This window comes from Desulfovibrio sp. 1188_IL3213 (assembly GCF_036763145.1).
Classification (GTDB): domain Bacteria; phylum Desulfobacterota; class Desulfovibrionia; order Desulfovibrionales; family Desulfovibrionaceae; genus Desulfovibrio.
Map to the genome: position 1 here is coordinate 1 of NZ_JBAIYR010000021.1, position 18294 is coordinate 18294.

An 18294-nucleotide genomic window follows, 5' to 3' on the forward strand; every position below is an offset into this window, starting at 1 on the left:
CGGTCCCGGCCTTGCCGGGCTTCCCGTGCGCGTGCTGGAGGACCTGCCGGACTACAGTCTGGCATCGCCCGCCGACAACTGCCGCCTGCTGGAAGCCGTGCTGGCCGACCACGGAAAAAACCCTCTTTATGTGGACATAAGCCGGGCGGATCTTGATCTGCCGGTCGTGCGGGCCATTGTGCCGGGCCTTTCGCTTACCGCTGAGTGGGACCGCTTTTCGCGGCCGGACATCCGAATTTTCGCGCGCTATCTTGATTTGTTTGCCTGATTTCTACGAGCCTATGGCTTTTCTGAATTGCAGGCTCTGCTCAAGTTGTTTATAGTGTCGGCCTGATGGCCCGTGCCTGTGGCGCGGCCCTGTGAAAACAAAAAACTGGAGGGAAAGGATGAAACTGGGCAAAATTTTTGCAGCGCTGGCCGGGCTGGCGCTCACCTTCGGCTTTGCCGGGCAAGCGCTGGCCGCTGATGCCACGCCTATCAAAATAGGCGTATACCTTCCCTTAACCGGGCAGAACGCCTTTGGCGGTCAGCTTGAGCTTGAAGGCGTGCGTCTGGCCCACAAGGAAATGCCCACAGTTCTCGGGCGTCCCGTTGATCTGGTGGTTGTGGACAACAAATCCGATAAGGTTGAAGCCGCCAACGCCGTAAAACGCCTTGTGGAACGTGACAAGGTTGTGGCGCTCATCGGCTCATACGGTTCTTCCCTGGCCATGTCCGGTGCGGAAGTGGCTGAAAAAGCCAAAGTTCCCGGCGTCGGAACCTCCTGCACCAACCCCCTCGTGACCCAGGGCAAGAAGTATTACTTCCGCGCCTGCTTTATCGATCCCTATCAGGGCGCTGCCGCGGCCACCTATGCCCGTGAAAACCTGGGCTACAAAAAAGCCGCCGTGCTTATGGACATGACCAATGACTACGCCGTTGGTCTGGCAAACTTCTTCGCCCGCTCGTTCAAGAAACAGGGCGGCGAAGTGGTCGGAACCCTCAAGTACAGCTCCGGCGACCAGGACTTCACGGCTCAGCTCACCGAGTTGATCTCCAAACAGCCCGACATCGTTTTCATGCCCGCCTACTTTGCTGAAGGCGCCATCATCATGAAACAGGCCCGTGAACTGGGCGCCAAGTTCCGCCTTATGGGCGCGGACGCTATGGACAACCCCGACACCCTCAAGCTCGGCGGCAAGGCTGCCGAAGGCTTCCTGCACACCACCTTCCCCTATGATCCGGCCATGCCCAATATGAGCGAAGCCGCCAAGCGCTTTACCGAAGCCTGGAAGGCCGCCTATCCTGACAAGGAAACCAACGTTAACGGCGCCCTTGGTTACAACAGCTACTTTATCATCATTGACGCCATCAAGCGCGCCAATTCCGCCGAGCCTCAGGCCATTGCCAAGGCGCTGGGCGAAACCAAGGACCTGTCCACGGCTCTTGGCGTCTTGTCCATCAATGAATCTCACGATGCTGAAATGCCCGTGGGCATCATTGAATACAAGGACGGCAAGCGTGTGTACGTGGGTGAAGTGACGCCCAAGTAAGTTGCCTTTTTCCTGCCCCGCAGTTTCTGTGGCTGCGGGGCGCTTTTTCTCTTTTTTTGCCGCCGTCCGCGCGGAAAGGCCCCTTGTGGCCTTTCTTTCGTCGCGATCCAGTACGGCTGCCGAGGTGGCAACATGAGCCTTGACATGTTTTTACAGCACTGTTTTAACGCCCTTACCCTGGGGTCGCTCTACGCGCTTATCGCCATTGGCTATACAATGGTCTACGGCATATTGCGTCTGATCAACTTTGCACATGGCGACATCCTGATGGTTGGCGCCTATTTTGTTTTTTTCGGTACTTTCGCCTTCGGCTGGCCCTGGGGTGTGGCCGCTGTGGTTTCGGTGGCGGGTGCAAGCCTGCTCGGCGTTGCCATTGAAAGGGTAGCGTACCGGCCCCTGCGTGATGCGCCTCGCATTTCGGCGCTTATCAGCGCCATTGCCGTTTCCTTTTTTATTGAAAGTCTGGCGGTGGTGGTCTTTACAGGGCAGCCGCGCCCGGTGCTTCAGCCTGAATGGCTTGTTGCCGAGTGGCAGATAGGCAGCCTGCGCATTTTGCCGCTCACGGCTTTTGTGCCGACCATGACCATCGTTCTTGTGGGTTTTTTGCTGTACGTGGTTTACCGCACCAAGCCGGGTCTGGCCATGCGCGCCATATCCAAGGATATTGAGACCACGCGCCTGCTCGGCGTGCGGGTAGACAACATCATTGCCCTGACGTTCTGCATCGGTTCCGCACTGGCCGCGGCTTCGGGCATCATGTGGGCCTTGCGCTATCCCCAGGTGCATCCGTATATGGGCATCATGCCCGGCCTCAAGGCATTTATCGCCGCAGTGTTCGGAGGGATCGGCTCCATCCAGGGCGCGGTTATCGGTGGTGTGGCCCTGGGCTTTGTGGAAATCATGACTGTGGCCTTCATGCCTGAGCTTTCGGGATACCGTGACGCCTTTGCCTTTGTATTGCTTGTGCTTGTGCTTTTCTACAAGCCCACGGGCCTGCTGGGCGAACGCATGGAGGAGAAAATCTGATGCGCCTGAACAGCAGCACGCTTTTGAGCATACTGGTCATGGTCCTGCTGGGCTGCGCTGTCTGGCAGGCGGAAGCCTTTTTGGGTGATTACCAGATTTATATTGCCAAGCTGATCTTCATCAACGCCATCCTGGCCCTTTCGCTTAACCTCATTTATGGGTTCACAGGGCTTTTCTCTTTGGGCCACGCCGGTTTTATCGCCGTGGGCGCCTACGTTTCGGCCTTGTGCATTCTGCCGCTGGAACAAAAGGAAATGATGTGGATTCTTGAACCCATAATCTGGCCTTTTTCCGAGCTGTTCACGCCTTTTTGGGCTTCTGTGCTGGCCGGCGGCGTTGTGGCGACCATTTTCGCCTTCTTTATCGCCGTTCCCGTACTGCGTCTGGGAGACGACTATCTTGGCATAGCCACGCTTGGTTTTGCCGAGATCATCCGGGTGCTCATCGTCAACGCCACACCCATCACCAACGGTTCTCTGGGCATCAAGGGCATACCGGGACACGCCACGCTGCTGTCCTGTTACATCTGGATGCTCTTTACCCTTATTGTGCTGGCACGAATTGTATTCAGCAACTACGGTAACGTGTTGCGCTGCATCCGTGATAACGAGATTGCAGCCAGAGTGATGGGCATCAATGTGTTCTGGAACAAGGTGCTTTCATTCTGCATCGGCGCGTTTTTCGCCGGTGTGGGCGGGGCTTTGCTGGGCAGCCACCTTTCCACCATTGACCCCAAGATGTTCAACTTTCTGTTGACCTTTAACGTGCTCATGTTTGTAGTGGCCGGCGGCCTTGGTTCACTGACGGGCAGCCTGCTCGGGGCAACGGTCATCACCATTCTGCTGGAGTGGCTGCGGGCCATTGAGGAGCCCATGGACATCTTCGGCCTCTTTGAGTTGCCGGGCATTCCCGGCATGCGCATGGTGGTGTTCTCAATGGTCCTGCTGGCCATTATCCTGTACCGGCGTGAAGGCATCATGGGTACGCGGGAACTGACCTGGAAGCGGATCGGCGCATTCCTGAGGAGGCACAAGGCATGAGCGAGTTTATTCTGCCCCGCCCCCCGCATTACGAAAACGCCTTGCTCCTCGCCAAGGACGTGACCATGCGTTTCGGCGGCGTCACTGCCGTGAGCGAACTTTCGCTGGCCTTACCCCAGGGGAGCATTGCAGGCATCATCGGGCCGAACGGCGCGGGAAAAACAACGGCTTTCAACGTGCTCAGCGGATTTTACACGCCGCAGGGCGGGGATGTCATTTTTGACGGGCACAGCATCAAGGGCCGCAAGCCCTATGAAATCTGCCGTCAGGGCATGGCCCGTACCTTCCAGAACATCCGCCTTTCACAGCACATGACCGTGCTTGAAAATATCATGGTGGGCTGCCATGTGCGGCGTCGCTGCCCCTGGTGGATGGCCCCGCTCGGTCTGCCGTCTTTTTATCGTGAAGAGGCAGAAATCAAGGAAAAAAGCCGCATGCTGGCGGAACGGGTGAATCTTGGCGAGCATCTCGATGATCTGGCCGGCAGCCTGCCTTACGGCGCGCAGCGACGGCTTGAAATCGCCCGCGCCCTGGCAACCGAGCCGCGCCTGCTTTTGCTGGACGAACCCGCCGCAGGGATGAATCCCCAGGAAAGCATTGAGCTTATGCACTTCATTGGGCATATACGCGAAGAATTCGATCTCACCATTCTGCTCATTGAGCATGACATGAAGGTTGTCATGGGTGTGTGCCGGTACATCTGGGTTATGGAGTACGGCGCGCTTATCGCTGAGGGCGGGCCGGAAGAAATCCGCAATAACCCCGTGGTTATCCGCGCCTACCTTGGCGAAGACATGGGTGCCGGGGGCATGTTTTGATGCGCGGTGGCATTGTCGCCGTAAGGGATTAGAGCAGTTTTTTTTAAACTGCTCTGGCGGCTGCGTCGGCAGACGGCCGACACAAAGGCGTGAGCGCGTTTACTTGCGCTGGCAAGCGCCGAAGTGAGCGTCTTAACTATGGGTGCATATCCTCAAAGTTAAAATGCTCTAAGATATAATGGATATGGTGCAGCATGCTTGAAATTCGTGACCTTCATGTGCGCTACGGCGGCATTCAGGCCGTGCAGGGGGTAAGCCTTACCATCCCGCGCGGCAGCATTGTAACCCTCATCGGGGCCAATGGCGCAGGCAAGAGCAGCATTATCCGCTCCATTGCCGGGCTGAATAAAAACGTTAGCGGCGAAATACTGTTGACCAGGCACGAGGGGGAGGCCCCGTCTTCTCTTATGGGCCTCAAGCCGGAAGATATGGTGCGGCGGGGCATTTCGCTCTCTCCTGAGGGGCGGCGTATCCTGCCCCACCTGACAGTTGCCGAAAACCTGATGCTCGGGGCGTATTCCCGCAGTGACCGAGGGGAAATTGCCGACGATATAGAGTGGGTTTATACGCTTTTTCCCCGGCTCAAGGAGCGGAACTGGCAGAAAGGCGGCACGCTTTCCGGCGGCGAGCAGCAGATGCTGGCCGTGGGCAGGGCGCTTATGAGCCGTCCTGACCTGCTCATGCTGGACGAGCCTTCCTTGGGGCTGGCGCCTTTGCTGGTGCGCGAGATCTTTGAGATCGTCAAGCGCATCAATGCCGACGGTAAAACCGTACTTCTGGTGGAACAAAACGCTTTTGCGGCCCTTTCAGTGGCGCACTATGCCTATATTCTGGAAGTGGGGCGTGTGGTGCTGGAAGGCCCCGGCAGGCAACTGCTGGAGAACCCCAGGGTCAAGGAAGCCTATCTGGGGGGCTAGAGCGGTTTCATCCTGAAACTGTTCTGCGGCTGCGTGGGCCGAAGCGCGCCGTCACGGCGCAGTCAGCTTTCCGTGGGCCGAAGTGCTCAGGAACAAAGACAGCAGCGCCTGATGGTTGCTTTCGTGAGCGCCGCAACGGGCGCCATAACACTTTGAAACAGTATAATAGTAAAGGCGCGATGCTTTACATCGGGGCCTGATGCCGGGACCGGCGGGGTATTCCCCTTGCTTCCGGGCGTTTTGAGAACTACTATGAAAAGCGGGGCTGGAAAGTCCCGCTTTTTTGTATCCCTGCACGGCCCAGTTTCCGCGTCTTTCCCTGCGCGGCAGCGGCCCTCATCATAACAGCGGGCAGACGGGAGCGTCAGGCCCGCAACGCAGGAGGTTTCATGCGGCATTTTTTTTCTTTTGCGGCCCTGGCATTACTGCTTGCCCTGGCCTGCCCGGTAATCGCGGCCAGTAATGAATCAGCCCAGGGGGATGACAGCGGGGTGCTTACGCGTCTGCCCAACGGGCTTACCGTCTATATTGTGAAGGATGCGCGTTTTCCTCTGGTAGCTACGCGCCTGTATGTGCGTACCGGTTCCGCCAATGAAAAGCCTGCTCAGGCGGGCATAAGCCATCTGCTTGAGCATATGGTGTTCAAAGGAACGGAGCACAGGCCGAAAGGGCAGGTGGCTCAGGACGTGGAAGCGCTGGGCGGTTACCTTAACGCCGCCACCAGCTTTGACAAGACCTGGTACATGACCGATATGCCCGCCGCGCATTGGCGCACCGGCATGGATGTGGTCAAGGAAATGGCTTTTCAGCCTTCGCTGGATCCAAAAGAGCTGGAATCTGAAAAGGAAGTGGTCATTTCCGAGCTTGAGGGCGACCAGGATTCGCCCATGAGCAGGCTGTTTGAAAGCCTGCAGACTTCTGCCTTGCAAAACACCGTTTACGGGCGGCCCATCATCGGCTTCAAGGACACCATCAGGGCGGTCACGGCAGAGGACCTGCGCGCGTATGTGCGGCACTGGTATCAGCCGCAAAACATGCTGCTGCTGGTGGCGGGCGACATTGACCCACAAGCCGTACTGGCCTACAGCCAAAAACTTTTCGGCGGTCTGACAAATAACGGCGACCTTGCCGAACCCCAGCCCGTGGATCTGGCCGATGCCCCTGGCGGGCCGCAGGTAGAGATTATTTACGGACCCTGGAGCAAGGTTTACATGGGCATGGCTTTCCCCGTGCCGGGCCTGCGTGATCTGCGCTCTGTGGATCTGGATGTGCTCTGCTATCTCCTGGGCGGCGACGGCACTTCGGAGCTGTACCGCAAGTTCAAATATGAAAAGCAGATGGTGGACAGTATCGGCATGGGCAATATGAGCCTGTCCCGCGCCGGTCTCGTCTATCTGAGCGCCCAGCTTGATGTGGACAAGGTGGAGCCTTTCTGGCGCGAACTGACCAGGGATATGGCGGCGCTCAAGGCCGCGCAGTTCAAGCCCGAAGCCATTGAAAGGGCCAGGTTCAACCTTGAGGATAATATGGACAGGGCAGGTGAAACGCTCAACGGCCTTGCCTCGTGGCTCGGTACTGTGCAGTTTGAGCTGGGCGGCAAACAGGCCGAGATGAACCTGCGCTTTGCCCAGCGCAATGTGGATGTGCCTCAACTGGCGAAGGCCCTGGAGCAGTGGCTTAATCCCCGGCAGGCGCGTGTGCGTGTGCTGGCTCCGGAAGGGGCTAAACTGCCTGATCTGGAGGCCATCCTGCGACAGAACTGGCCCGGCCCAGAAGGTGATCACGCGCGTAAAGCCCGTGCCGCAAAGGCCGGCGAGCGCGAAGTGGTGCAGCTCGGATCCGGCCGCACGCTTATTTTGCAGCCCGATGCCACGGTTCCCTATGTGGCTGTGGATATGATGCTGCCGGGCGGCAACGCTCTGCTCAAGCCAGAACAGCAAGGTCTTGCGGGGCTTACGGCCCGCGCTCTTACCTCGGGTATCGGCAAGCTGGACGCCCAGGGCGTGGAACGCTTCTTTTCCGACCGCGCGGCGGCCATAGATGCCAGTGCCGGGCTGCAAAGCTTTACCGTGTCCATCACCGGTCCGGCGCGCTTCAATGCGGACTATTTCGTCATGCTGGGCGAAGCGTTGCGCAGTCCCAGATTTGAGGAAAAGGAAATTCGCCGCGAGGCGGACAATATGAAAGCCGCCATACGGCAGCGTGCCGACAGGCCCTCAAGCTATCTTTTTTCCAAGCTCAACGGCTTTCTGTTCCCCGGCGGTCAGCCCTACGGCTACGATAGTCTGGGCAATGCGGAAAATCTGGATCGTTTCGGAAGCAAGGAAGTGCGTGCCTTCTGGCAGGAGCAGATGGGACAGCCCTGGGTGCTTTCCATAGCAGGAGATTTTGACCGTGAGGCCGTATTGGCCTTTGCCCGGTCACTGCCTGCTCCCCGCACCGACATCCCCGCGCCGGGCGCTCCGGTATGGGGGAGAGATAAAAAACTCGACCTGCACCTTCCCGGCCGCAATCAGGCCCATGTGCTTCAGGTTTTCAAGGCTGTGCCGCCCACCCATGAGGATGCCCCGGCCCTGATGCTGCTTCAGGCGGTGCTTTCCGGCCAGAGTGGCCTTCTGTTCAGTCAGTTGAGAGATGTGGAAGGTCTGGGGTACACGGTAACGGCCTTTTATCGCAGTATGCCCGAAGCGGGCATGATGGCCTTCTACATCGGCACGACTCCGGACAAGGTAGAGCAGGCCCAAAAAGGCTTTGGCAAGATCATTGCCGACATCAAGGCAAAGCCCCTGTCGGCCGCGCAACTGGAGGCCGGGGCAAATCGTCTGCTCGGCGCATACTTCCGCGAGCGGCAAAGCCTGGGCGCACGGGCTGCGGATGCCGCCGGTGACGCCCTGTTGCGCCGTCCTTATGACTTTGACCGCCGGCTTATTGAAAAGGCCGCGGCCCTGACGCCCGCCCAGGTGCAGGCGGTGGCCGTGAAATATCTGGGACAGGACAACGCATACGAACTGGTGCTGTTGCCCTGACAATGCCTCCGCCCTCGCCAATGCGCGAGGCTGGGGAGCAGTTTGCAGTAACATTGCCAGCGTTGTGCGGCAGCCATTGGCCCCCATCATGCCTTCAGGTTAAGCCTTTCGGCGCAGATCTGGATGCCTGATGGGGGTTCTGCATGGTGCAGCGGGTGAGGTGGAAGGGGGTAGCGCCTCAAAAAAGGAAACATGCCTCAAAGCCTGCGCTTGCGCCGATTTTTGCGGTTTTTTACCAACCTTGAAGGGAGGAAAAATAAGTCTGTGAACTTGTCAGGAATGTTTCTTGAAAAAAAGTGGCCTTTAAAAAACGGCCTATGGCGCGGTTTTTTAGAGGCTCTTTTCAAAAAGCCGCTTGTATCAAGGACTTGAGCAGCCTTGAAATCATCTTCGCAGTGCGCTAGATTGCAGTTCCGCACTGAGGGAAGCCACCAGCCACCATAAACAGGCTGCGGAACTTTCAATAGCGGTTCCGGCAGTGTCAAGCAGGGCAGGGTCCCATTCTCGCCCTGTGCTCTTTTGCGGTCTTTTTTTGGCCCTGAAGTGAGTGTAATTAAAAATTTTTCTCAATATAAACTAGGTATTCCCATGCACCTAGGAAGCCTCTTTTGCTAACCCTAATTGACATGATGCGATTCTTTTGAGATTTTCTAGACATTGAAAGTGCCCTACCGGGCTTAATCGGGAATCCCGTGAAAAGCGGGAGCGGACCCGCCGCCGTAAGCCGGGCAAACTGTCTTTCATCATGCGCCACTGGGCTGAGCCTGGGAAGGCCGAAAGATGGCCGGCAAGCCGGAAGACCTGCTTTCAACTTATCTTAAAGGGTGATGGGTCCCCCCCCTGCAAACCCAATGAGGACAACCGACACGGGGCTTTTGTCGGTCAGTTCCCTGCTGCGGGCAGTCTGCCTTCGGCTACAGGCATGTTCCTGTTTTTTGTTTTGCCCCTCCTTCGGTATCGGTATTTTGCGTCCCTTTTCAGGACGACCCTGTTCACTACGTTCCGGGAGCTTTCTTCCATGCCCGCCAGCATCATCAAGCGCGATGGCACGGCAGTGCCCTTTGATTCTGTCAAAATCCTCAACGCCATCACCAAGGCCAATCAGGCCGTGGGTGGCGAGGATATGTCACCCACTGACCTTTTATTCGTCACCGAAAAAGTTTGTAAAAAACTGAAAGAACGTGGCCTGAAGCACGTTGAAGAAATTCAGGACGTGGTTGAGGAATCATTGATTCAGTACGACTACGCCAAAACTGCCAAGGCATATATCCTGTACCGTGCCGAGCATACGAAAATCCGCAACGCGGAATCGTATCTCATGGATATTTATAAAAAATTGACATATTCCGCCGCTATCCATGAGGATATCAAGCGCGAAAACGCCAATATCGACGGCGATACCGCCATGGGCACCATGCTCAAGTACGGTTCCGAAGGGTCCAAGTTTTTCATTGATAACTATATCTTGCCCAAAGACGCTTCGGCAGCCCATATCCACGGGGATATCCATATTCACGACAAAGATTTCTACATGCTCACGGAAACGTGCTGCCAAATAGATCTTATCCCCTTGTTTAAAAATGGTTTTTCCACAGGTCACGGCTATTTGCGTGAGCCCAACTCCATTGAAAGCTATTCGGCCCTGGCCTGCATAGCCATTCAGGCCAACCAGAACGAAATGCACGGCGGCCAGAGCGTACCCCATTTCGACTTTGCCATGGCCGAAGGGGTTGTGAAGACCTACCGCAAGGAATACGAGCGCGCTTTTTCTTCATTTGTGCGCATTGCCATGCATGTGGACGCTGCGGAAGCGGCGGCCTTTACGGAAAAACTGCTTGCCGAAGCGGCATTGTACCCCCGCCTCGGCTCGGTGGAAGCCCTTGGCCGCCGACTTGTCGAAGTGGCCCCCGAAGGGCGGGAAGCAATGGTGGCCGAGGCTCACGCCTACGCCGTGGAAGAAGCCCTCAAATATACCGAACGCCGCACCTATCAGGCCATGGAAGCTCTTATCCATAACCTGAACACCATGAATTCCCGTGCCGGTGCTCAGGTGCCTTTCAGTTCCATCAACTATGGAACGGACGTTTCGGCCGAAGGGCGCATGGTCACCAAAAATCTGCTCAAGGCTACCAAGGCCGGCTTGGGGAATGGAGAAACCTCCATTTTCCCTGTGCAGATTTTCAAGGTAAAGTCCGGGGTCAACTATAATAGTGAAGATCCCAACTATGATCTTTTCAAGCAGGCCATAGACGTTTCAGCCATGCGGCTTTTCCCCAACTTCAGCTTTCTGGACGCCCCGTACAACCTCCAGTACTACAAGCCCGGTGACTACAATACCGAAGTGGCCTATATGGGCTGCCGCACGCGCGTACTGGGCAACGTATACGACAAGGACCGGCAGGTGACCTGCGGGCGCGGAAACCTGAGCTTTACCTCCGTAAACCTGCCCCGGCTGGGGCTGGAAGCCCAGGGAGACGTGGAGAAGTTTTTTGCCTTGCTTGACGACAGGATTGACCTGGTCTTCCGCCAGCTCATGCACAGGTTTAAAATCCAGTGCTCCAAGAAGGTGCGCAACTACCCCTTCCTGATGGGCGAAGGCATCTGGCTTGATTCCGACAGGCTTGACTGGGATGACAGCGTGGAAGAAGTGCTGAAGCACGGCACGCTGACCATGGGCTTTATCGGTCTGGCTGAAACCCTCAAAGCCCTGCTTGGCGTACACCACGGCGAAAGTGAAGAGGCGCAGAAGCTTGGCCTGGAAATTGTCAGGCACATGCGCAAGCGTTGCGACGAAGAAGCGGAAAAAACCCAGCTGAATTTTTCTCTTATCGCCACCCCGGCAGAAAGCCTCAGCGGCCGCTTCGTGGGACTGGATAAGGCCAAGTTCGGCAGCATCCCCGGCATTACGGACAAAGATTACTACACCAACTCCTTCCATGTGCCGGTGTATTATCCGATCAAGGCTTTCAAGAAAATTCAGATCGAGGCTCCCTATCACGCCATGACCAACGCGGGACACATCACCTATGTGGAGCTGGACGGCGATACGTGCAAAAATCCGGAAGCTTTTGAAAGCATCATCCGCTTTATGCACGATAGTGGCGTGGGCTATGGCTCGGTCAATCATCCGCTTGACCGCGACCCCCTGTGCGGCTACGTGGGTGTGATCAATGGTTGCTGCCCTCGGTGCGGACGCAAGGAAGGCGAAGGCATCAGCCCGGAACTGCTGGAAGAGCTGCGGAAAAAATATCCGCATATTCCCAAGTGGAATTAAGCCGGATTCCGTTTTGAAACGCCGTGCGTTTTACCGGTTCGCGCGGCCGGAACCGGGGTTTTCAGGCACATCCGCGCCTTGCTGATGAACAGTGTTGATTCTGCCGGGCGCTGCCCAGTTACGGCGGCCGCTGATGCGGCCTGTAATATTCACCGTATTTTTTCAAGACCAAGGAGAAAACCAATGTTGATGAAGTCGCGTCTGTACGAAGAAGTGAAGCCCGCGCAAAAGCTGGTGGGGCAGGGCATGGGTTTTGAACGTACCCGCCGCATCACCGGATATCTCGTGGGTACGCTTGATCGCTTCAATAATGCCAAGCGGTCCGAGGAGCGTGACCGGGTAAAGCATGTCTGAAGACGTGATGTCGCAGCCCCTGCGCCTGTCCGGCATTGTGGAAGAATCCATAGTAGACGGGCCGGGGCTGCGATATGTGCTTTTTACCCAGGGCTGTCCGCATCGTTGCCGGGGGTGTCATAACCCGCAAACGCACAGCCTTGCCGGGGGTTTTCTTTTTACTGCAAAGAACGCCCTTGAACAGTTTGATGAAAATCCCCTGCTTGCGGGGGTGACCCTGTCCGGCGGAGAGCCTTTTTTGCAGGCCGCGCCTTTGTGGGCTGTGGCCCAGGGCGTACACGAAAGGGGTAAAACCGTAGTTACCTATACGGGTTACACCTTTGAAACATTGCAGCAGATGGCTGGCAATGACCCCTGGATTGCACGTTTGCTGGATGTGACCGACCTGCTGATTGACGGCCCCTACATGGAAGATTTGCGGGATCTGGAGCTGCGCTTCAGGGGCAGTTCCAACCAGCGGCTTCTGGACAGGGCTGCGCGGCACCGTCTCATGACGGATATGACCGCTTCCGCCTCATGATTTTTCGTCAGCGTTACAAAGAGAGAACCTCCGCCCATAAGGCGGAGGTTCTCTCTTTGTAACGGGCCGATGCCAGGCGCTGTCCCAATTTTCTGGGAGGCAGCCTTACAGCAGATTAACTTTGAGAATATACATTCTCAAAGTTTAAGGCACGCTCACTTCGGCGTTTAACCGCGCAGATAAACTGCGCTTACGCCTCCGTAGCGAACGTCTGCTCACGCAGCCGCCAGAGCAATTTCAAAGTGAAATTGCTCTAACCCGCTGGCGGCTGATCAGCCACAGCCCTATCTGGCGCTTGGTCAGCCTCGGCTTCGTTTGACGAAGCGTGGTCAGCCGTCCTCTCTTTTTTGCCGGATTTGTTGGCGTACTGCTTTGGGGCCACATAGGGAGCAAATGAAACATCCATGCCTTGAATGTGCTCCACAAGCCACGTTTTGAGAAAGTCCAGCAGGGCCAGATCCACACCTGATTTGCCTTCAAGCACTGATTCGCGAAAGAGGAGGACTTTGTCCCTGAACTGCTGATGTATTTCAATATGCTTTTTTGCCCCAGGGTAGTTGGAATGGGCGAAAAATATTTCTTCGGTATTGAAATGGGTAAAGGCGTAACCGGCCAAAGCATCAAGTATTTCCAGCAGCAGGTCAGACGCCTCTTTTTTCATGATGCCCCGGTGCAGCTTGTTAATATAAGAAAGCAGCAGCTTGTGTTGCCCGTCAATCACAGGAACGCCGGTGGAAAAATCGTCCGACCATTGCACGTAGTCTTCCTGCTGTTCCACTTGGCTGGCAACGGGGTCTGTTTCCGGATCGCCCAGAAATGCCGTCATCTGCTCCACATAGCTTTCGCAAAATTCCAGCTCTGCAATGATCCTGTCCAGTAATTGTACGCTGAGACCGTTAAAGAAAGACTCTTGCGCCAGATCAGGGTGTGCTTCAAGCAGCTTTCTGCTCTGTTCAGCCTGATCAGAAGAAAGTTTGTGAATTTTGTTTACAAGTTCATGCAGACTGTCCTTGATCATGATCTGTCCAGTCAGGGCAATTTTGTATTTTTCATGCCATTCAGTGGATTCATGCTGAAATTTTTCAAGATCACGCAAGCTTGCAGATAAAGTACGGCTGCGTTCCTCACTGCGCGCTGTCATAAGATCCGCCATGTCGCGCAGAATACCGCAGTCGGAATCGTGGGGAAGGTGGAGCGTTCCGGGCTGCCGAAGGCTGAGCGAAATGCTCTTTATGGGTTTGAGCAGATCCTGGTAAAGAAAATAAAGCCCGCTGAAACCGCAGAGCAGTCCCACGCCGCCCGCCATATAGGATATGGGGAAGGGCATGAGTAATCCGGCCGCGCTTACGGCAGGAGCCAGGGCCAAAAGTATGATAAATACAGGCATATGGCATCCTTCTATATGGGGCTATATGGGTAAGACCATTCTGCGGTCCAGAGGGATTTCGCTTTGCAACTGTTCTGGCGGCAGCGTGAACAGACGATCGCCACGCAGGTGCAAGCGCTGTTGATTGGGGCTGTTAAGCGCTGTGGAGAGTGCCGTCAACGCATCGAGAATATATATTCTCAAGGCGGCTAACATGCTCTAAACCGTCAAGCTCCGTCCGGAAGAGACAGAAAATGCAGGAGGCTGCCGGGCGGCAGATCAATGGCTAAGGCTGACGCTCGATTCTGTAAGGCTCGGTGTCTGGTGAAGTTCCCCGCCGGGGCTGATCTGGAGGTGTTCCAGCGCCCGGCGGGGAGTGTTTGCGAAGTCTTGTTCCTGCCGGATAACGCTTAATCCTTGAAGGGCGATATGGCCCTGAGAGTCTTGATCACCTGGGGGAAATGCTCAACAACAAAGTCCACGTCATCTTCGGTAGTGTAACGCGAAAGAGAAAGCCGGATAGAGCCGTGAGCAAAGTTAAACGGCACCCCCATGGCCCTGAGCACATGCGAAGGTTCAAGGCTGCCAGAGGTGCAGGCCGAACCGGAGCTTGCGCAGATGCCCAGCCTGTCCAGCATGAGCAGGATAGCTTCCCCTTCCACATTTTTGAAAGCAATATTTGTGGTATTGGGCAGGCGGTTTTCCACATCGCCATTGACCATGCAGTCCGGGATGCGCTCCAGAATGCCGGCCTCAAGCTTGTCGCGCAGCCTGGCTACCTCGATGCGTTCTTCTTGCATGTGGTCCAGTGCCAGTTGGGCGGCTACGCCCAGGCCCGCGATATAAGGCACGTTTTCTGTGCCGGCGCGGCGGCCGCGCTCCTGATGTCCGCCGCGAAGGAAGGGGCGAAAACGTACGCCCTTGCGGATGTACAGGGCGCCTATGCCCTTGGGCGCATGCAGTTTGTGGCCGGAAAGCGAGAGCATGTCGACGGGCAGATGCTGAAGGTCGATGGGGGTTTTGCCCACAGCCTGCACGGCATCGGTATGGAAGAGTATGCCTTTTTCGTGGGCCATTTCCGCCATGCGCTGTATGGGATAAATGTTGCCGACTTCATTGTTGGCAAACATGATGGACACAAGCGCGGTGTCGTCGGACAGCGCCTGTTCGTAATCGTTGAGGTCGAGCCTGCCCTTGCTGTCCACAGCAAGGTATGTGACGCGGTAGCCGTGCCGTTCCCAGTGCTGTATCACGGTAAGCACGGCGGGGTGCTCGACGCGGGTGGTGATGATGTGGCGTTTTTCGGGCTGGGTTTGCAGGGCAGTCCATATGGCGGAGCTGTCGCTTTCCGAGCCGCACGAGGTGAACAGGATTTCGTCAGGGTGGGCACCGAGAAGGTTCGCCAGACTAAGCCTGGCGTTTTCCATAGCCTCGGCCACCTGCCCGCCGAAGCTGTGCATGCTTGAGGGGTTGCCGTACAGGTCGGAAAGATAGGGCAGTATGGCGTCCCGCACTTCGGGCGCCACGGCCGTGGTGGCATTATTGTCGAGATAGATGGTGCGCATGTCCTTATGCCTCCTCGACCACGATGTCGGGTTCCACATGTTCGCGCAAAAGGCGCTGCACAAGGTCGCGAATGGTCACATCGCTGGCGCGGCATTGTGAGCAACGCCCACGCAGGGATACCACTACCCGCAAGCCGTCCACGTCCACCAGTTCGATATCACCGCCATCAGCAGCGAGCACAGGGCGGATTTCTTCATCAATGGTCTTGAGCACCAGTTGCATGCGCTGCACATTGGTCATGCGCGCCTTGGGCTTCAGTTCCACCAGCGGCTTTTGCTTCAGCTCGGCGGCAAGGATTTCGCCTATCTCGTCCAGGCACTCTCCGCAGGCGCCGCCAGCCTTGGTGTAGTTGGTGACCTCTTCCACGGTCTTGAGGCCGTTTTCGCGAATGGCGCGGATGATCTGCGCATCGGTAACGCCGAAACACTTACAGACCAGCTTGCCCTCTTCGTGAGCGTGCGGCACGGGCGGCTCGCCCCTCCATTGACGGATGGCGGCCTCCAGCGCTTCCTGCCCCATGACGGAACAGTGCATCTTCTGTTTGGGCAGGCCGCCCAGGGCATTGGCAATGTCCTTGTTGCTGACCTTGAGGGCCTCGTCCACAGACATGCCCTTGATCATATCCGTCAGCACCGAGCTGGAGGCGATGGCGCTGGCGCAGCCAAACGTTTCAAAGGTGGCATTTTCAATAATACCCTGATCGCTGATCTTGAGATAGAGCTTAAGGGCGTCGCCGCAGGCCAGGCTGCCCACTTCGCCAATGGCATTGGCTCCTTCCAGCGGCCCCACGTTGTGCGGGCGCAGAAAATGATCATGAACGGCTTCAGTATAATTCCACATAATTGCCTCCCGAAGCGGAGTGCTTCTCTGATTCTATTATTTCCTGCAGGGTTCTCTGTTGCAGAAAGCTGCGTATGTGTCCGTCAAGTTCGCTCCAGAATTCACGGGTGGAGCAATGTTTTTCTCTCTGGCATGAGCGGCCTTTGCTGAGGCAGCGCACCGGAGAAATTTCGCCTTCAAGATGCTGAAAAACTTCTTCCATATTGATGTCCGCAGGCGCCTTTGCCAGGGCGTAGCCACCGCCCGAACCGCGCACGGCCCGAAGTATGCCCATGGGGCGCAAGGCCCGGACGATTTGCTCCAGGTAGCCCGAAGAAATGTTTTCCTCGCGGGCTACCTGCCCCAGTTGCAAAAGGCTGCCCTGGGGCTGGGCTGCCAAACGCAGCAGAAAACGCAGTCCATAACGGGTTCTGGTCGAAAATCGCATAAGGCTCCTCGTTTCGGCAAGTGGCCGGATTAGGCTATGCGCCAGTCCGCGTTTCGCGGTTTTGGGCGATGGCGGTGAGGCTGAACGGAGTTTCCTGATACACGTAATAGTTAAGCCAGTTGCAGTAAAACAAATGCGCATGCGCCCGCCAGTTCATGCGCGGCACGGCGGCGGGGTCGTTATGGGGATAGTAGTGTTCCGGCACGCGCGGCTTAAGGCCCCTGTCGACATCGCGGCGATATTCTGCATCCAGTGTGCCTCTGTCATACTCCAGATGGCCGGTCATAAAAACCTGTGAGTGGTCAACACGTTCCACAAGCGTTACCCCGGCCTGCTCAGACTGGGCGAGCAGGCGCAACTGCGGTGTTTCAAGGATATGCCCTGCGCGCACCTCGGTATTGCGCGAGTGCGGCGCAGAAAACGTGTCGTCAAAGCCGCGGAAAAGGCGGCAGTCCGGCAGAAGGATGTCGTGGCTGAAAATTCCGGAAATTTTTTGCGGCAGGCTGAACTTGGGTATGCCGTAAAAATGGTACAGCGCGGCCTGCGCGGCCCAGCAGATATACAGGGTGGAGTAAACGTGGCTCGCCGCATAGTTCATGATATCAAGCAGCTCGTGCCAGTAATCCACGTCTTCAAAGGGCAGATGTTCCACCGGCGCTCCGGTGACTATCATGCCGTCAAAGCTGCCGTGCCGTATTTCGCTGAATGTCTTGTAAAAGCGCTCAAGATGCTGTGCCGGGGTGTTTTTGGACTCATGCGCCTCGGTGCGCAGCAGCGTGATATTGACTTGAAGAGGAGAATTGCCCAAAAGTCGCAGCAACTGGGTTTCAGTGGCGATTTTGGTGGGCATGAGGTTGACGATGGCTATTTCCAGGGGGCGTATGTCCTGAGCGACCGCGCGGTCTTCGGTCATCACGAAGATGTTTTCACTTTCCAGAGCGGAGCAGGCGGGCAAATCCGCCGGAATCTTAATGGGCATATCCTCTTCCTTGACACTGACATTGCACCGGGATGCGGCACAGTTTTGGTGTTGCTGAACCAGCGGCGGATCCCGGCAGCAAGCGTTGCGGGACCCGCCTTAAAACATAGCGATTAGATATGTTTTGTCAAGATACTATAACAGGCGCTGCTTTTTGCGCCGCTGTCTGCGTTGTGTTGTTGGCTATCGTTACAGTTTGACCACATGGCATTCCATTTTCAGGTCACTTTGCGCATTTTTGAGGGCCTGCTGGGCCAGCCGTTCAAGTCCCCCGCAGCAGGGTACGCTCATTCGCAGCACCGTAAGCCCCGCGATCTGCCCTGATGCTATGATGGCCGTGAGCTTTTCCAAAAGGGCGTCATTGTCCTCAAGCTTGGGACAGGCGATGACGGGTATGCGCCCTGCAAGCCAGTCTTTATGCAGGTTGGGCAGGGCAAAACCGGCACAGTGGGCGGCCAGCAGCACTTGGGCCCCCTTGAGAAACGGGGCCGTAGCCGGAACCAGCCGCAACTGGATGGGCCAGGAAGGCAGATCCACCGCAAGGCCGGGATTGGCTGAGGCCGTACCGGGTGTCAGGGGTTTGAGTGCGCGTGCCATGCTGCCCGGGCA

15 protein-coding genes, 1 pseudogene and 1 riboswitch are annotated in these 18294 nt (G+C 56.6%); of the genes and pseudogenes, 10 read left to right on the top strand and 6 right to left on the bottom strand.

Annotated features, from left to right (window positions below; translation table 11 throughout):
• From V6C16_RS02495 to nrdG, 10 genes are all read left to right on the top strand, one after another.
• A partial coding sequence (locus V6C16_RS02495; protein WP_333542751.1) for a YcaO-like family protein occupies nucleotides 1–268 on the top strand: 268 nt, incomplete at its 5' end.
• Between the two features lie 118 nt (nucleotides 269–386).
• Nucleotides 387–1532, top strand: coding sequence for an ABC transporter substrate-binding protein (locus V6C16_RS02500; RefSeq protein WP_333536965.1), 1146 nt, complete (start codon nucleotides 387–389; stop codon nucleotides 1530–1532).
• Nucleotides 1533–1664: 132 nt separating this feature from the next.
• A complete protein-coding gene (locus tag V6C16_RS02505) occupies nucleotides 1665–2558 on the top strand; it encodes a branched-chain amino acid ABC transporter permease (protein WP_333536964.1) in 894 nt (297 codons plus the stop codon).
• Nucleotides 2558–3598, top strand: coding sequence for a branched-chain amino acid ABC transporter permease (locus V6C16_RS02510; RefSeq protein ID WP_333536963.1), 1041 nt, complete (start codon nucleotides 2558–2560; stop codon nucleotides 3596–3598). Before V6C16_RS02505 ends, V6C16_RS02510 begins: the two co-directional genes overlap by 1 nt.
• A complete protein-coding gene (locus V6C16_RS02515) occupies nucleotides 3595–4416 on the top strand; it encodes an ABC transporter ATP-binding protein (protein WP_333536962.1) in 822 nt (273 codons plus the stop codon). Before V6C16_RS02510 ends, V6C16_RS02515 begins: the two co-directional genes overlap by 4 nt.
• Before the next feature lie 194 nt (nucleotides 4417–4610).
• A complete protein-coding gene (locus V6C16_RS02520) occupies nucleotides 4611–5333 on the top strand; it encodes an ABC transporter ATP-binding protein (RefSeq protein WP_333536961.1) in 723 nt (240 codons plus the stop codon).
• 389 nt (nucleotides 5334–5722) lie between these two features.
• The gene (locus V6C16_RS02525) at nucleotides 5723–8359 is read left to right on the top strand and encodes a M16 family metallopeptidase (protein ID WP_333542752.1); all 2637 of its coding nucleotides are present in this window, start codon (nucleotides 5723–5725) and stop codon (nucleotides 8357–8359) included.
• Between the two features lie 644 nt (nucleotides 8360–9003).
• A riboswitch (cobalamin riboswitch) is annotated at nucleotides 9004–9182 on the top strand.
• Nucleotides 9183–9377: 195 nt separating this feature from the next.
• Nucleotides 9378–11633: an anaerobic ribonucleoside triphosphate reductase gene (locus V6C16_RS02530; RefSeq protein WP_333535601.1), complete on the top strand. Its 2256-nt coding sequence runs from the start codon at nucleotides 9378–9380 to the stop codon at nucleotides 11631–11633.
• A gap of 183 nt (nucleotides 11634–11816) precedes the next feature.
• Nucleotides 11817–11987, top strand: coding sequence for an anaerobic ribonucleoside-triphosphate reductase (gene nrdD, locus V6C16_RS02535; RefSeq protein WP_333535602.1), 171 nt, complete (start codon nucleotides 11817–11819; stop codon nucleotides 11985–11987).
• Nucleotides 11980–12507, top strand: a complete 528-nt coding sequence (gene nrdG, locus V6C16_RS02540) for an anaerobic ribonucleoside-triphosphate reductase activating protein (RefSeq protein ID WP_333535603.1) — start codon at nucleotides 11980–11982, stop codon at nucleotides 12505–12507. Before nrdD ends, nrdG begins: the two co-directional genes overlap by 8 nt.
• Before the next feature lie 253 nt (nucleotides 12508–12760).
• Here nrdG and V6C16_RS02545 read toward each other — a convergent pair whose 3' ends face one another.
• From V6C16_RS02545 to V6C16_RS02570, 6 genes and pseudogenes are all read right to left on the bottom strand, one after another.
• Nucleotides 12761–13894 (bottom strand): bacteriohemerythrin, encoded by a 1134-nt coding sequence (locus V6C16_RS02545; RefSeq protein ID WP_333535604.1) that lies wholly within the window; start codon nucleotides 13892–13894, stop codon nucleotides 12761–12763.
• 389 nt (nucleotides 13895–14283) lie between these two features.
• The gene (nifS, locus tag V6C16_RS02550; protein WP_333535605.1) at nucleotides 14284–15438 is read right to left on the bottom strand and encodes a cysteine desulfurase NifS; all 1155 of its coding nucleotides are present in this window, start codon (nucleotides 15436–15438) and stop codon (nucleotides 14284–14286) included.
• A 4-nt stretch (nucleotides 15439–15442) separates the two neighbouring features.
• Nucleotides 15443–16279, bottom strand: a complete 837-nt coding sequence (gene nifU / locus V6C16_RS02555) for a Fe-S cluster assembly protein NifU (RefSeq protein WP_333535606.1) — start codon at nucleotides 16277–16279, stop codon at nucleotides 15443–15445.
• The gene (locus V6C16_RS02560) at nucleotides 16263–16706 is read right to left on the bottom strand and encodes an RrF2 family transcriptional regulator (RefSeq protein ID WP_333535607.1); all 444 of its coding nucleotides are present in this window, start codon (nucleotides 16704–16706) and stop codon (nucleotides 16263–16265) included. The genes nifU and V6C16_RS02560 overlap by 17 nt, the downstream gene beginning before the upstream one ends.
• A 34-nt stretch (nucleotides 16707–16740) precedes the next feature.
• Nucleotides 16741–17685: a homoserine O-acetyltransferase MetA gene (gene metA, locus V6C16_RS02565; RefSeq protein WP_333535608.1), complete on the bottom strand. Its 945-nt coding sequence runs from the start codon at nucleotides 17683–17685 to the stop codon at nucleotides 16741–16743.
• Between the two features lie 189 nt (nucleotides 17686–17874).
• A pseudogene (locus V6C16_RS02570) lies at nucleotides 17875–18294 on the bottom strand (ferredoxin); the annotation flags it as partial.